11 protein-coding genes and 3 tRNA genes are annotated in these 14,344 nt (G+C 71.8%); 5 read left to right on the plus strand and 9 right to left on the minus strand.

Annotated elements, in window-relative coordinates; all coding sequences use genetic code 11:
- Positions 1-37 precede the first annotated feature (37 nt).
- Both AC07CM_RS03730 and AC07CM_RS03735 read right to left on the minus strand, forming a co-directional pair.
- A complete protein-coding gene (locus tag AC07CM_RS03730) occupies positions 38-982 on the minus strand; it encodes an anti-sigma factor RsbA family regulatory protein (RefSeq protein ID WP_478874695.1) in 945 nt (314 codons plus the stop codon).
- On the minus strand, positions 979-1,341 hold the full coding sequence (locus AC07CM_RS03735; RefSeq protein WP_478874895.1) for an STAS domain-containing protein: 363 nt from the start codon (positions 1,339-1,341) through the stop codon (positions 979-981). The genes AC07CM_RS03730 and AC07CM_RS03735 overlap by 4 nt, the downstream gene beginning before the upstream one ends.
- Positions 1,342-1,488: 147 nt before the next feature.
- Here AC07CM_RS03735 and AC07CM_RS03740 point away from each other — a divergent pair, with 147 nt between their 5' ends.
- Positions 1,489-2,187 carry an ANTAR domain-containing response regulator gene (locus AC07CM_RS03740; protein WP_478874696.1) on the plus strand — a complete coding sequence of 233 codons (699 nt, stop codon included), beginning with the start codon at positions 1,489-1,491 and terminating at the stop codon, positions 2,185-2,187.
- A 253-nt stretch (positions 2,188-2,440) separates the two neighbouring features.
- Here the strand turns inward: AC07CM_RS03740 and AC07CM_RS03745 are convergent, their stop codons facing one another.
- The 5 genes from AC07CM_RS03745 to AC07CM_RS03765 all read right to left on the minus strand — a co-directional run bounded on the left by AC07CM_RS03745 (position 2,441) and on the right by AC07CM_RS03765 (position 5,251).
- The gene (locus tag AC07CM_RS03745) at positions 2,441-3,643 is read right to left on the minus strand and encodes a serine/threonine-protein kinase (RefSeq protein ID WP_478874697.1); all 1,203 of its coding nucleotides are present in this window, start codon (positions 3,641-3,643) and stop codon (positions 2,441-2,443) included.
- A complete protein-coding gene (locus AC07CM_RS03750; protein WP_478874698.1) occupies positions 3,549-4,436 on the minus strand; it encodes an FMN-dependent NADH-azoreductase in 888 nt (295 codons plus the stop codon). Before AC07CM_RS03750 ends, AC07CM_RS03745 begins: the two co-directional genes overlap by 95 nt.
- Positions 4,437-4,847: 411 nt before the next feature.
- A tRNA-Ile gene (locus AC07CM_RS03755) sits at positions 4,848-4,924 on the minus strand.
- A 175-nt stretch (positions 4,925-5,099) separates the two neighbouring features.
- A tRNA-Asn gene (locus AC07CM_RS03760) sits at positions 5,100-5,172 on the minus strand.
- Between the two features lie 6 nt (positions 5,173-5,178).
- A tRNA-Asn gene (locus AC07CM_RS03765) sits at positions 5,179-5,251 on the minus strand.
- A gap of 150 nt (positions 5,252-5,401) precedes the next feature.
- On the opposite strand from AC07CM_RS03765, the gene AC07CM_RS03770 reads away from it, so the two are divergent.
- The 4 genes from AC07CM_RS03770 (at position 5,402) to AC07CM_RS03785 (ending at position 11,055) form a co-directional block, all read left to right on the plus strand.
- Entirely contained in the window at positions 5,402-5,719 is a 318-nt protein-coding gene (locus AC07CM_RS03770; RefSeq protein WP_478874699.1) for a YtxH domain-containing protein, read from the plus strand.
- Between the two features lie 91 nt (positions 5,720-5,810).
- A complete protein-coding gene (locus AC07CM_RS03775) occupies positions 5,811-7,262 on the plus strand; it encodes a xylulokinase (RefSeq protein WP_478874700.1) in 1,452 nt (483 codons plus the stop codon).
- Between the two features lie 131 nt (positions 7,263-7,393).
- The gene (locus AC07CM_RS03780; protein ID WP_478874701.1) at positions 7,394-9,127 is read left to right on the plus strand and encodes an ABC transporter ATP-binding protein; all 1,734 of its coding nucleotides are present in this window, start codon (positions 7,394-7,396) and stop codon (positions 9,125-9,127) included.
- On the plus strand, positions 9,127-11,055 hold the full coding sequence (locus AC07CM_RS03785; protein ID WP_478874702.1) for an ABC transporter ATP-binding protein: 1,929 nt from the start codon (positions 9,127-9,129) through the stop codon (positions 11,053-11,055). Before AC07CM_RS03780 ends, AC07CM_RS03785 begins: the two co-directional genes overlap by 1 nt.
- 39 nt (positions 11,056-11,094) lie before the next feature.
- Here the strand turns inward: AC07CM_RS03785 and AC07CM_RS03790 are convergent, their stop codons facing one another.
- Both AC07CM_RS03790 and dnaG read right to left on the minus strand, forming a co-directional pair.
- Entirely contained in the window at positions 11,095-12,273 is a 1,179-nt protein-coding gene (locus AC07CM_RS03790) for an RNA polymerase sigma factor (protein ID WP_478874703.1), read from the minus strand.
- Positions 12,274-12,439: 166 nt separating this feature from the next.
- Complete coding sequence (gene dnaG / locus AC07CM_RS03795) at positions 12,440-14,341, minus strand: DNA primase (protein ID WP_478874704.1); 1,902 nt, start codon at positions 14,339-14,341, stop codon at positions 12,440-12,442.
- Between the last annotated feature and the right edge of the window lie 3 nt (positions 14,342-14,344).

Consider the following 14,344-nt stretch of genomic DNA (forward strand, 5'->3'; position numbering starts at 1 on the left):
TCTCACGCGGCGGGCGCCGCCGTGCGGGCGCCGACCCTCACAGCGCCACGTGGCTCCGGATGGTCGTGCCGTCCGCGCCGGTGTGCACCAGCACCAGGTCGGAGACGAGGTTGACCAGCAGCAGGCCGCGGCCGCCGCGCTGGTCGCGGCCGGCGGGGCGGCGGCCGGCCAGGGGGTCTGTCACCCGGCCCTTGTCCCGGACCTCGCACAGCACGTACCCGCCCTCGGCCCACACCGTGAGCGCGCCGGTGCCGCCGCCGTGGACCACACTGTTGGTGGTCAGCTCGGCGGTGATCAGGGTCAGGTTCTCCAGCCGCAGTCCGCTCAGGCCGAGCCGGGTGCCGTGCTCGGTGGCGAGGTGGCGGGCGGCGGAGAGGGAGCCGTCGTCGAAGGTGAGGGCGAGCACGCCGGGGCCGGGGTCGGGCGCGGGCGGCAGCGGCTGGTTGTAGCGGGCGACGACGCCCTCGGGGTCGTAGGCCGGGCTGGGGCGGGGCGCGGTGGCGCCGGGCGGGATGACGACCGGGTGGGTGGCGTGGGCGTCGGCGAGCGCCCGCTCGTCCAGGCGGGCGGTGTCGTAGGGACACAGGATCGTCGCCTCGCGCCCCTGGAACGCCGCGTTGATCAGCGCCTCGTGCTGGGCGCAGGCGGCGTGTTCGGCCGGGGTGCGGCCCGCCCAGACCGGTTCGCCGATGATGTGGACGCGCCGGCCCGGCGGCTGGGTGTCGGCGAAGGCTCGCAGCACGGCGGGGATGATCCGGCCGGGGTTGCGTCCGGCCTCCCGCATGTCCAGGAACCGTACGCCGTCGGCGTCGGCGCCCAGGGCGTCCCGGACGAGCCGCAGGTTCTCGCCGGGTACGGCGACCGCGACCGGCGCCTCGGCGGCCAGGGCGGAGCGGACGAAGGGCACGGTGCCGGCGAGGTACTGCTCGGCGTCCGCGTAGAAGAGGGCGGGGTGCACGAAGGGTTCGGCCGTCACGGTCATGACCTCGACACCTCGATCGCCGGCAGTCCCGGCCACAGCAGACCCAGCATGCGGGACAGCGCGGGGGGCGGCCGCTCCAGCACGAGCCGCCGCCGCTCACCGAACCGCCGTGCGGCGCAGGCGAGCGCGTCGGCGCCCGCCACGTCGACGAACGTCAGTGCGGAAAGCTCCAAGCAGTACACGTCCTCGCCCTCGCGAACGGCCCGTTCCAGCGCGCGCTCCCAGATGCCGCGCGTCGGCAGGCTCACCTCGCCCGCCGCCCGGACTCCGCTCCGTCCGGTCAGCGGGACCACGTCGAGCCGCGGCACCGGGGGCCCCGGTACGACGGCCGCCGTCGGGGGCCGCACCGGCTCCGGCACGCTCACACCGTCTCCCCGTCGCACATGAACAGTCGCACATGAACAAGGGTGCCCAGTATGCGCCCCGACTCTCCTTCCCGGTGTGTAGTCCGGGACGCGAGGGGCAGGCGAGGGAGCGAGCCATGCGGAGCGAAGCAGGGGGGAGACATGACCTCAGCGGCACGAGCACCGCACACCGGGCGGCTGGACGCGCTGGCCATCGGCGGCCGGACGGAGGAGGACCGGGCCCTTCTGGAGGCGTGCGGAGAGCTGGTCCACGGCTGTACGGACACGCTGGCCGCCGCCCTGGCCGCCCTGCCGGCGGGCGTCGCCCGGGTCGAGCTGGACGCGAGCGGGGTGTCGTTCATGGACACGGCGGGCCTGGAGTTCCTGGACGCGCTGACCGAGTACGGTCACCTGCACGGCGTGCCGGTCGCGGCCACGGGATGGCGGGGACAGCCACGCCGGGTCCTGGAACTGGTCGGCCTGGACGCCACCGACCCGCTGGTCACCGCACTGCCCGCCGGGTTCCCCGCCCGCACCGCCTCCGCGGTGGCCCTCGAACGCGCGGAACAGCTGTGGGAACTGCGCCTGGAGATAGAGCAGCTGCGGCACGCGATCGGCTCCCGCCCGGTCATCGACCAGGCGCGCGGCATCCTGATGGCCGCCCACGGCTGCGGTCCCGACCGGGCCTGGGACATCCTGCGGGAGGCCTCCCAGCGGTCCAACACCAAGCTGCGCGAGGTCGCGGCGGTGGTCACCGCGAGCGCCCTGCCCGACGGCCCCCGCCCGCCCGAGGACCTGCGCACGGCACTGCGCGAGGCGGTGGCCCGCCACGCGCCGCCGCCCGGCGACGACCAGGAGTGATCAGTACGGCAGGATGCGCCCCGAAGGCGTCCTGCGGTCGATCTCCTGCCCTCGAGGGGCGGCCGGCCGACGACTCACACGCACCCGGATCCGACGGTCCATGACGCCTCCTCCTGCCGGCACCGCCCCACGGCGGCTCCCCGTAGGAGGTCCGTGCCCAGTACAGGGCATGTCCAAGCCAAGCCTGGGCCAAGTTCGGGCTCAAGAGAGGCTGTTGGCGAAACGGCTTGACGGGCCGGCGCCGACCGGTCCGCTACCGGCCCGCCAGGTACCGCCCGAAGACGTGGTCCAGTTGTGCGATCCATTCGGCGAGCCGGGCCGAGCGGCGGGCGTTCAGCTCGCAGTCGTACACGCTGCCGTCCCACAACTGGACGGTCACGGTGAGCCGGCTGCCGCGCGAGGAGGGCGTGCGCCGGACACCGGCGATCTCCGCCCACTCGAAGTCCGCGGCGACGCCCGCGAGTTCGAGAACCACTCCGGCCGCGTTCACGACGACGCGGGCTTCGCCGTCGCCGAGCACGGCTTCCGGCGGGCCGTACGGCATGGGCGGCCCGAACCCGTAGGCGACCTGCGGCGGGGCCACGGGCGCCGGGGGGATCGAGGGGGCTGCCGCGAGATGCGGGGGCGTCGCCGTGGTCGCGGGGAACTGCGCGGGCGCCGCGGGTACCTGCCGCGGCGTCGGCGGTGCCATGACGGTCGGGGTGTACGACGGCACGCCCGGGGCCCGCTCCGCCGGCTCCCCCGTGATGCGGTCCAGCAGTTCGGTGGGGGTCGGCCGGGCCGCGGGGTCCTTGGCCAGGCAGGCCGACACCAGCTCCACCAGCCCGGCGGGCACGGTCGACACGTTCGGCGGCTCGTGGACGGACCGGTACATCAGCCCCATGGGCGTGCCCTCGCCCCAGGCGCTGCCACCGGCCGCGGCGACCAGGACGGCACCCAGGGCGAACACGTCGGCGGCACCGGTCACATCGTGGCCGAGGGCCTGCTCGGGGGCGAGGAAGCCGGGGGTGCCGAAGGCGGTGCCGGTGGCGGTGAAGCGGGTGGACTCGACGGCCCGGGCGATGCCGAAGTCGAGGACCCGGGGTCCGTCCTCGGCCATGATGATGTTGCCGGGCTTGAGATCCCGGTGCACCAGACCGCAGGAGTGGATGGACTCCAGCGCCTCGGCGAGCGCGGCGGCCAGGGCCCGCAACTGCGGCTCGTCCATGGCGCCCTGGGCGCCGAGCCGCGCCGCGAGGGTCGGGCCGGGGATGTAGGCGGTCGCCAGCCACAGCGGATCACCGTCGACGTCGGCGTCCACGACCGGCGCGGTGTGGAAGCCGCCGACCGCCCGGGCCGCCTCCACCTCACTGCGGAACCGCTCACGGAAGACCGGGTCCGCCGCCAGTTCCGCCTTGGCGACCTTCAGCGCGACCGCGCGCCCGCCCCGCGTCCGCGCGAGAAAGACGGTCCCCATCCCACCCTCCCCGAGCTTCCGCTCGACGAGGTAGCCCCCTATGCGTTCCATGCGCACAGTATGGCGCCGGACACGGCGCCCCTCGAACACGCCCGCGCGTCCCGGGACTCGGGCCGCCGGGCCCGGGTGACGCGCGGGTGTCCTGGGCGGCCGGACGCATCGCCAGTTCCTTGCCGTGGGACTCGGCGGCCGCGAGGGCCTCGGTGCGGGAGGCCTCGAAGAGCGGGACCAGGTCGGCCATCGCCGGAACGGCCGGTGCCAGGGTCGGCTCGGGGACGATGAAGCTGACGTCCGGACCGAGATCGCCGCCGAGGGCCTGCCGCAGGTAGCTCTGCACGTAGTCGTTGCCGTACTGGGGGGTGCCCTCCTGGTACGAACCGCCGCGGCTGGTCACGACGACGGCCGGCTTGCCCGCGAGCGAGGGGCGCTCGGTCATCGCGGTGCGGCCCACGGCGAAGACGTGGTCGATCCGGGCCTTCAGCGTCGAGGGGATCGAGTAGCTGTACATCGGGGCGCCGAGCAGGATCACGTCCGCCGCCTCGGCCTCCTCGATCAGCCGGGCGCGCAGGGCGAAGGCTGCCCGCTCCTCGGGGGACCGGTCGGCGGGGGCGACGTATCCGGCGTAGTAGGCGGCGGCCCGCAGGTGGGGCACGGGGTCGGCGTCGACATCACGGTGGATCACCGTGCCCTGCGGGTGCTCGCTCTCCCATGCCTCTCGGCAGGCGGCGGCCACGGCGCGGGAGTGGGAGTTCTCGCCGTTGAGGGAGGTGTCGATGTGCAGCAGCGTGGCCATGCCGGTTCTCCTGAACTCCGGGGCGAGGGGCTGCCGTTGTCCGGCGCCCTGCGATGCCGGCAGCCTGCTTCCTCAAGCATGCTCGAGGTCCAGCACCTGTGATCCACATCACCGGTCACCCCCTCACGGCCGGCCGCACACCGACAGCGACTCGCCCCCGGCACGGACGGGCGCCGGGAGGGCGGAGGAAGGGGTGCCGGTCGAGGCGGGGCCGTTCTTGATCGTCCGATCCCGGTGGCGCGCCGGTCGGGGCGGGGCCGTTCCGGTGCTCGATCAGCTCTCCGGGTGATCCGGGGCGTCCGCGGGGTTCGTGACTCGTGATCCGAGCGGGTGAACGGTGGTGCCGCCTCGGCGTGGCGGCCACCGCTCCTGCATCACCGCAGGTGACATCGTTTCTGCGCGTGTAGCGCCTGGTGGGGCGGGTGGGACTCGAACCCACGGCCGACGGATTATGAGTCCGCTGCTCTAACCGGCTGAGCTACCGCCCCATAGCGGCGTGTCGCGTACATGTGTGCGCGCCGTCTGCCGCAGCATAGCCGCTCATACGATCTCCTGCTTCGGATGGTCGGCTTCTGCGCTGCTTCCTGACCTTGAGACTTCGCCATGGTCACAGCGGTTCCCGCGGGCATGAAAAAGGACCCCGAAGGGTCCTCGTTCAGTGCGCTCCCCCGACTGGACTCGAACCAGTAACCTGCCGGTTAACAGCCGGCTGCTCTGCCAATTGAGCTACGGAGGACCGAAGCTCCCCCGACTGGACTCGAACCAGTAACCTGCCGGTTAACAGCCGGCTGCTCTGCCAATTGAGCTACGGAGGATTGCCTCGTTGCATCGAACGTACCTACCTGGGTATTCGCCAGGGGGCGGGCGCTCGCTGCGACACATACATTAGCGCAAGCAGGGGGGTGCTCCGCCAATCGGTATCCCCCGGCCCCGACGCCGCACCAGAGACCTACGCAAGGAGAAGGGTGGCAGCCATGCGCTACCGGCTCACGTTCGTCGCCGGACTGGCCCTCGGTTACGTGCTCGGCACGAGGGCCGGACGCGAGCGCTACGAGCAGCTGAAGAAGTCCGCTCGCCAGATCGCGCAGAACCCCGCCGTCCGCAACACCGCCGAGACGGCCGCCCAGCAGGGCCGGGTGTACGCCGGCAAGGCCTTCCACACGGTCAGCGACAAGGTCGGCGACCGGGTCCCGGAGTCCGTGGCCCAGCGGGTGCGCTCCCTGCGGGAACGCAACGTCAACGGCACGGGCGGCGAGGACGACTGGGGCACGAGCAACACGTAGCGGCGGCTGTACGGCCCCGGACGACGGGCGCCCCGCGCCGAGTGGGCGCCCACGGCCGAAGCAAGCGCCGCGATGCGGCAGAATTTTCGCCATGGGGATAGTCGCCGGGTTGGACAGCTCGCCCGATTTCACTCGCATCGTGGTCTGCGACACGGACACCGGAGCCGTGCTCAGGCAGGGGTACGCCCCGCATCCGGTGGAGACGCCGGACGGGGGCCGGCCCAGCGATGTGGACCCGCAGGCCTGGCTGCTGTCCCTGGGCGAGGCCGCGGGGGGCGGCCTGCTCGAGGGTGTGCAGGCCATCGGTGTCTCCGCGCAGCAGAACGCGCTGATCCCGCTGGACGCGCAGGGCAACACGGTGCGTCCGGCGATGGTCGGCGGTGACAAGCGGGCGCAGGTCGCGGCGGCCGACCTGGTCGACGCGCTCGGCGGCCGGGAGGCCTGGACGCAGGCGGTGGGGTGCGTCCCGCAGGCCGCGCAGCCGGTGACCAAGCTCCGCTGGCTCGCGAAGAGCGAGCCCGAGAACGCCCGCCGTACGGCCACGCTGCTCCAGGCCCACGACTGGCTGGTCTGGCAGCTCCTCGGGCGGCCCGTGCGCCGGACCACCGACCGCGGCGGGGCCTCCGGCACCGGCTACTGGTCCGCCGCCACCGGCGCCTACCGGCCCGACCTGGTCGAGCTGGCGCTGGGCCACCAGGCGATGCTGCCCGAGGTGATCGGTCCGTCGGACGCGGCCGGTACGACCCCGGAGGGGCTGCTGATCTCCGCCGGGACCGGGGAGACCATGGCCGCCGCGTTCGGGCTCGGGATCGGGCTCGGGGACGCGGTCGTCTCGCTCGGGGCGTCCGGGTCCGTGATGGCCGTGCACCCGGAGGCGCTCACCGACCAGGCCGGGATGATCACGTCGCTCGCCGACGCCACCGGCATGCACCTGCCGGTCGTCACGACGCTGAACGCGGTGCGCACCCTGCGCGGCGCCGCCGAACTCCTCGGCCTGCCGGATCTGGAGAGCCTGTCCGACCTGGCGATGAAGTCGACGCCTGGGGCCCACGGGCTGGTCCTCCTCCCCTATCTGGAGGGCGAGCGGACGCCGCATCTGCCGCACACCGCGGGGACGCTGGCCGGGCTGCGGCGCGAGTCGATGAAGCCCGAGCACCTGGCGCGGGCCGCGTTCGAGGGCATGCTGTGCGGGCTGGCCGACGCGCTGGACGTGCTGCGCGGGCGTGGCGTGGAGGTCCGGCGGATCTTCCTGCTGGGTGCGGCCGCCGAGCTGCCCGCGGTGCAGACGGCGGCGCCCTCGCTGTTCGGCGCGCAGGTCGTCGTACCGCAGCCCGCCGACTACGCGGCGATCGGCGCGGCCCGGCAGGCCGCCTGGGCGCTCGGCGTGTCGCAGGGCACCCTCGACCCGCGGACCCCGCCCGCCTGGCAGGGGGCGGCCGCGCAGGTCCTGGAGCCGGGCGACGAACTGGCCGTGGGTCAGGCCGTGCGGCAGCAGTTCGTTTCGGTGCGGGAGCAGACCCACCCGGGGGCGTTCCGCCCGTAACACCGCAAACGCGTACGGGCGCAGGAGCACGCTGATGGGTTAATCGGTTGAGGTAACGCCGGTGGAGTGTCCGACGATAGGGGCCAAGGGCACTCCGACCAGCCCCCACCGCCGACTCCGAGAGACGTAGCGTGCTCATACGACTTCTGCGGACCTACCTCAGGCCCTACAGGAAACCCATATCTCTCGTGGTGCTGCTGCAGTTCCTGCAGACCTGCGCCACCCTCTATCTGCCCACACTGAACGCCGACATCATCGACAACGGTGTCGTGAAAGGTGACACGGATTACATCCTGTCCTTCGGCGCCCTGATGATCGGCATCTCGCTGGCCCAGGTCGTCTGCAACATCGGCGCCGTGTACTTCGGCGCCCGGACCGCCTCCGCGCTCGGCCGGGACGTGCGCGGCGCCGTCTTCGACCGGGTGCAGTCCTTCTCCGCCCGCGAGGTGGGTCACTTCGGGGCGCCCTCGCTCATCACCCGTACGACCAACGACGTACAGCAGGTCCAGATGCTGGCCCTGATGACGTTCACCCTGATGGTGTCGGCGCCCATCATGTGCGTCGGCGGGATCGTGCTGGCGCTCGGCCTGGACGTGCCGCTGTCCGCGGTGCTCGTCGCCGTCGTGCCCGTGCTCGGCGTCTCGGTGACGCTGATCGTGCGCCGGCTGCGGCCGCTGTTCCGGTCCATGCAGGTCCGGCTGGACACGGTGAACCGGGTGCTGCGCGAGCAGATCACCGGCAACCGGGTGATCCGAGCCTTCGTCCGGGACGAGTACGAGCAGGGCCGGTTCGGGAAGGCGAACGGCGATCTGACCGAGATGCAGCTGGCCACCGGCCGAATGCTCGCACTGATGTTCCCGATCGTGATGACGGTGGTGAACCTGTCGTCGATCGCGGTGGTGTGGTTCGGCGCCCATCGGATCGACAGCGGCGGGATGGCGATCGGCGATCTGACCGCGTTCCTCGCCTATCTGATGCAGATTGTCATGTCTGTGATGATGGCCACCTTCATGTTCATGATGGTGCCGCGCGCGGAGGTCTGCGCCGAGCGCATCCAGGAGGTCCTGGGGACCGACTCGAGCGTGGTGCCGCCGGTCGCGCCGGTGTCCGAGCTGCGCCGGCACGGCCATCTGGAGATCCGGGGCGCGGGCTTCCGCTATCCGGGTGCCGAGGAGCCGGTGCTGAAGTCCATCGAACTGGTGGCCCGGCCCGGTGAGACGACCGCGGTCATCGGCTCGACCGGCAGCGGCAAGTCGACGCTGCTGGGCCTGGTCCCGCGGCTGTTCGACGCCACCGAGGGCGAGGTGCTGGTGGACGGCGTCGACGTCCAGGAGATCGACCCCCGGCTGCTCGCGAAGACCGTCGGGCTCGTGCCGCAGAAGCCGTACCTGTTCGCCGGTACGGTCGCCACCAACCTGCGCTACGGCAATCCGGACGCCACCGACGAGGAGATGTGGCACGCGCTGGAGGTGGCGCAGGCCAAGGACTTCGTGCAGAAGCTCGAGGGCGGCCTGAACGCGCCGATCGCACAGGGCGGCACCAACGTCTCCGGCGGTCAGCGGCAGCGGCTCGCCATCGCCCGCACGCTGGTGCAGCGCCCCGAGATCTACCTCTTCGACGACTCCTTCTCCGCGCTCGACTACGCCACCGACGCGGCCCTGCGCAGCGCGCTCGGCCACGAGACCGCAGAGGCGACCGTCGTCATCGTGGCCCAGCGGGTGGCGACCATCCGCGACGCGGACCGGATCGTCGTGCTGGACGAGGGCCGGGTGGTCGGCACCGGCCGGCACCACGAGCTGATGGCGGGCAACGAGACGTACCGGGAGATCGTGCTCTCCCAGCTCACGGAAGCGGAGGCTGCCTGATGGCCGGGCCCATGGGACGCATGATGGCCGGGGGCGGCCCCGACCAGCGCTCGATGGACTTCAAGGGGTCGGGCAAACGGCTCGTCGCCCGATTCAAGCCCGAACGGCTGACCATCTACGCGCTGCTGCTGTGCGTCGTCGTCAGCGTGACCCTGAGCGTCATCGGTCCGAAGATTCTCGGCAAGGCCACGGACCTGGTGTTCGCCGGCATCATCGGCCGGCAGATGCCGGCCGGGGCCACCAAGGAACAGGTGCTCGACTCGATGCGCGCGCGGGGCCGGGGCTCCGTCGCGGACATGCTCAAGGGCACCGACTTCACCCCCGGCAAGGGCATCGACTTCGACGCCGTCGGGCACGTTCTGCTGTTCGCGCTGGGCACGTTCCTCGTCGCCGGTCTGCTGATGGCGGTGGCGACGCGGCTGGTGAACCGGGCCGTGAACCGCACGATGTACCGGATGCGTGAGGACGTCCAGACGAAGCTGTCGCGGCTGCCGCTGTCGTACTTCGACAAGCGCCAGCGCGGTGAGGTGCTCTCGCGGGCCACCAACGACATCGACAACATCGGGCAGACGCTCCAACAGTCGATGGGCCAGCTCATCAACTCGGTGCTCACCATCATCGGTGTACTGGTGATGATGTTCTGGGTGTCCTGGCTGCTGGCCCTGGTCGCCCTGGTGACCGTGCCGCTGTCGTTCGTGGTCGCCACCCGGGTCGGCAAGCGGTCGCAGCCGCACTTCGTGCAGCAGTGGCGCTCCACGGGCAAGCTGAACGCCCACGTCGAGGAGATGTACTCCGGGCACACCCTGGTGAAGGTGTTCGGGCGCCAGGAGGAGTCGGCGAAGCAGTTCGCCGAGCAGAACCAGGCGCTGTACGAGGCCGCGTTCAAGGCGCAGTTCAACAGCGGTGTGATGCAGCCGCTGATGATGTTCGTGTCGAACATCAACTACGTCCTGGTGGCGGTCGTCGGTGGCCTCAGGGTCGCGTCGGGCGCGCTCTCCATCGGCGATGTGCAGGCCTTCATCCAGTACTCGCGGCAGTTCTCGATGCCGCTGACGCAGGTGGCGTCCATGGCGAACCTCGTGCAGTCGGGTGTCGCCTCGGCCGAGCGGATCTTCGAACTCCTGGACGCGGAGGAGCAGGAGGCGGATCCGGTGCCGGGCGAGCGGCCGGCCGAACTGCGCGGCCGGGTGCGCCTGGAGCACGTGTCGTTCCGGTACGACCCCGAGAAGCCGCTGATCGAGGATCTGTCGCTGACGGTGGAGCCGGGGCAGACGGTGGCGATCGTCGGGCCGACCGGCGCGGGCAAGACCACGCTGGTCAACCTGCTGATGCGGTTCTACGACGTCTCCGGCGGGCGCATCACCCTCGACGGGGTGGACATCCGCGGGATGTCCCGGGACGACCTGCGGTCCGGGATCGGCATGGTGCTGCAGGACACCTGGCTGTTCGGCGGCACCATCGCGGACAACATCGCCTACGGGGCCTCGCGCGAGGTCACCCGGGGCGAGATCGAGGAGGCGGCGCGGGCCGCCCACGCGGACCGGTTCGTCCGGACCCTGCCCGAGGGCTACGACACCGTCATCGACGACGAGGGCACGGGCGTCAGCGCCGGTGAGAAGCAGCTCATCACCATCGCGCGGGCGTTCCTGTCCGACCCGACGATCCTGGTGCTGGACGAGGCGACCAGCTCCGTCGACACCCGTACCGAGGTGCTGATCCAGAAGGCGATGGCCAAACTCGCCGACGGGCGGACCTCGTTCGTCATCGCGCACCGGCTGTCGACGATCCGGGACGCCGACACGATCCTGGTGATGGAGAACGGGTCCATCGTCGAACAGGGCGCGCACACGGAACTGTTGGCGGCCGACGGGGCGTACGCGCGCCTGTACAAGGCCCAGTTCGCGCAGGCGGTCGCCGAGGTCGACTGATCCCCGAGGGGCCGCTCACGTCCGGGTGAGCGGCCCCTCTCAGTCCAGGTAGCCCCGCAACTGGTCGGCGAAGGCGTGGTCCCTGAGCTTGTTCAGGGTCTTGGACTCGATCTGCCGTATGCGTTCGCGGGTCACGCCGAAGAGGCGGCCGATCTCCTCCAGGGTGCGGGGACGGCCGTCGGCCAGGCCGTAACGGAGCTGCACGACCTTGCGTTCACGCTCGCCGAGGGTGGAGAGCACGGCCTCCAGGTGCTGCCTGAGCAGCAGGAACGCGGCCGACTCGACGGGGCTCGCGGCGTCGCCGTCCTCGATGAGGTCGCCGAGGGCCACGTCGTCCTCCTCGCCGACCGGAGCGTGCAGGGACACCGGCTCCTGGGCGAGTCGCAGCACCTCACAGATGCGCTCGGGCGGCAGGTCGAGGTGGGCGGCGACCTCGTCGGGGGTCGGCTCGTAGCCGCGTTCCTGCAGCATGCGGCGCTGGACGCGGACGACCCGGTTGATCAGTTCCACGACGTGCACGGGAACGCGGATGGTGCGGGCCTGGTCGGCGAGGGCGCGGGACATGGCCTGCCGGATCCACCAGGTGGCGTAGGTCGAGAACTTGTAGCCGCGGGCGTAGTCGAACTTCTCCACCGCCCGGATGAGTCCGAGGTTGCCCTCCTGGACCAGGTCGAGCATGGTCAGGCCACGGCCGACGTACCGCTTGGCGACGGAGACCACGAGCCGAAGGTTGGCCTCGATGAGGCGGCGCTTGGCCATCCGGCCCATCACCACGAGCCGGTCCAGGTCCAGCGCGAGCTCGCTGTCCAGGTCGGGGGTGTTGCTGAGCTTCTCCTCGGCGAACAGCCCGGCCTCGACCCGGCGGGCCAGTTCGACCTCCTCGGCCGCGGTGAGCAGCGGGATGCGGCCGATCTCGCGCAGGTACTGGCGGAACAGGTCCGAGGAGGGTCCGCCGGTGTCGGCGCGGGCGGCCACCCGGGCCTCGACGGGCTCGGCGGCCTCCTCGAGTTCTCCGGGGCCCGCGGGATCCTCGGATTCCTCGGTGAGCGCTTCGGCGGGCGGATCCGCCGGTTCGGCGGGCACCGCCTCCGGGTGCAGGGAGGCTCGGCCCTGCGGGGGCACGGCCACGAGGACGTCCGTCTCCGCGTCCGGCTCGTCCGCGGTGCTGCTGGTGGCGCTGGTACTGCCGTCGGTCTGGGTGAGGGTCTGGGTCTGCACGGGGGCGACCTCCAGGATGATCGCTGCTTGGGGTGTGCGGCAGCGGTACTTCGTGAGCGGAGGACTCGGGCACCGCCCCCAGTGTGGGGTAAGACACATCTCCGCCACGAGGGGCGTGCGGTGACTTTTTGCGTCCGGTCCGTGACGGCGTGGTGACCCGGGTGGCTCAGAGGGCCGCCGGACCCTCGTTCTGCAGAGCCCTGTCGTACCTGGTCAGGACCATCATCTCGTTCTGGATGGCGGCCGACTGCGCCGGATCGGAGTGCCCGAGCCGGGTCAGGGAGCCCTGGAGGTCGGTGAGCCGACGGGTGACGGCCCTGCGCCGGACGGTGACGAGCTGTTCGCCCGCGTAGGCCTCGTCGACCGTGCGGCGCATGATCGTCTCGACCGCCAGCTCCGTCACCATCGCCCGGACCGTGTCGTCGGGGGCCGCCTCACGGACACGGACCAGATACTCCTGGGCGTCCTGGGTGCCGTACTCCGCGCCTCCCGCCTCCGCGATCGCCAGGCGCACCGCCGCGTACGGCGGGGCGGTGAACTCGTCGACGCCGTACGCGTCGAACGCGGGCGCGACCAAGTCCGGGCGCTGCAGGGCCAGTTTGAGGAGTTCCCGCTCGGTGGCGTAGACCGGGTTGCGCAGGGTCAGGGCGGGGCCGGAGGGAGCACGCACCGGCTCGTACGTCTCCTGCGGACGCTGCTGCTGCGCGGGGGCCGGACCCCGGCCGCCGCCACGCTCGCGGGCCCACCGGGCCAGCTGGGCCACGCGCTTGACCACGAACTGGGTGTCGAGGATGCCGAGCATGCCGGCGAGTTCGACGGCGACCTCGTGCTGGGCGCCGCTGTTCTTGATGCGGGCGACGATCGGGGCGGCCTCGTCCAGGGCGGCGGCGCGGCCCGCGGGGGTGTCCAGGTCGTAGCGGGCCACGATCTGACGGAGCGCGAACTCGAAGAGCGGGGTGCGGGGTTCGACCAGGTCGGTGACCGCGTCGTCGCCCTTGGCCAGGCGCAGCTCGCAGGGGTCCATGCCGTCGGGCGCGATCGCGATGTACGTCTCGGCGGCGAACTTCTGGTCGTCCTCGAAGGCGCGCAGGGCCGCCTTCTGGCCGGCCGCGTCGCCGTCGAAGGTGAAGATCACCCGCGCCGAGCCGTTGTCCATCAGGAGGCGGCGCAGGATCTTGATGTGGTCGCCGCCGAAGGCCGTGCCGCAGGTCGCGATGGCCGTCGTGACTCCCGCCAGATGACAGGCCATGACGTCCGTGTAGCCCTCGACGACGACGGCCCGGCTGCTCTTGGCGATGTGCTGCTTGGCCAGGTCGATGCCGTACAGCACCTGGGACTTCTTGTAGATCGCCGTCTCGGGCGTGTTCAGGTACTTCGGGCCGTTGTCGGCCTCGTAGAGCTTGCGGGCGCCGAAGCCGACGACCTCGCCGCCGATGTCCCGGATGGGCCACATCAGCCGGCCCCGGAACCGGTCGATCGGGCCGCGCCGCCCCTCCTGCGACAGCCCGGAGAGGATCAGCTCCTTGTCCGTGAAGCCCTTGCCGCGCAGGTAGCGGGTGAGGTGGTCCCAGCCCTGGGGGCTGTAGCCGACGCCGAAGTGGACGGCGGCCGCCTGGTCGAAACCGCGCTCGGCGAGGAAGAGCCGGCCGGTCTCGGCCTCGGGGCCGGTGGCGAGCTGCTCGGCGTACCACTGGGCGGCGATCTTGTGCGCCTCGACCAGGCGGATGCGCTCGCCGCGCTGGTGGGCGGGGTTGTACCCGCCCTCCTCGTAGCGCAGGGTGATGCCGGCCTGGGCTGCCAGCCGCTCGACGGCCTCCGAGAAGGAGAGGTGGTCCACCTTCATGACGAAGGTGATGGTGTCGCCGCCCTCCTGGCAGCCGAAGCAGTGGAAGAGTCCCTTGCTCGGGCTGACCTGGAAGGACGGCGACTTCTCGTCGTGGAAGGGGCAGAGCCCCTTGAGGTTGCCGCCACCGGCGTTGCGCAGCTGGAGGTACTCGGAGACCACGGCGTCGATCGGGACCGCGTCCCGTACCGCCTTCACGTCCTCGTCGTTGATCCGTCCTGCCACGCG

This window comes from Streptomyces sp. NPDC044061 (assembly GCF_056434305.1).

What these genes read in the sequence shown, in the direction of transcription:
- AC07CM_RS03730 (WP_478874695.1), bottom strand. Translation starts at nt 982, where the DNA reads ATGACCGTGACGGCCGAACCCTTCGTGCACCCCGCCCTCTTCTACGCG.
- AC07CM_RS03740 (WP_478874696.1), top strand. Translation starts at nt 1,489, where the DNA reads ATGACCTCAGCGGCACGAGCACCGCACACCGGGCGGCTGGACGCGCTG.
- AC07CM_RS03745 (WP_478874697.1), bottom strand. Translation starts at nt 3,643, where the DNA reads ATGGGGACCGTCTTTCTCGCGCGGACGCGGGGCGGGCGCGCGGTCGCG.
- AC07CM_RS03750 (WP_478874698.1), bottom strand. Translation starts at nt 4,436, where the DNA reads ATGGCCACGCTGCTGCACATCGACACCTCCCTCAACGGCGAGAACTCC.
- AC07CM_RS03775 (WP_478874700.1), top strand. Translation starts at nt 5,811, where the DNA reads ATGGGGATAGTCGCCGGGTTGGACAGCTCGCCCGATTTCACTCGCATC.
- AC07CM_RS03785 (WP_478874702.1), top strand. Translation starts at nt 9,127, where the DNA reads ATGGCCGGGCCCATGGGACGCATGATGGCCGGGGGCGGCCCCGACCAG.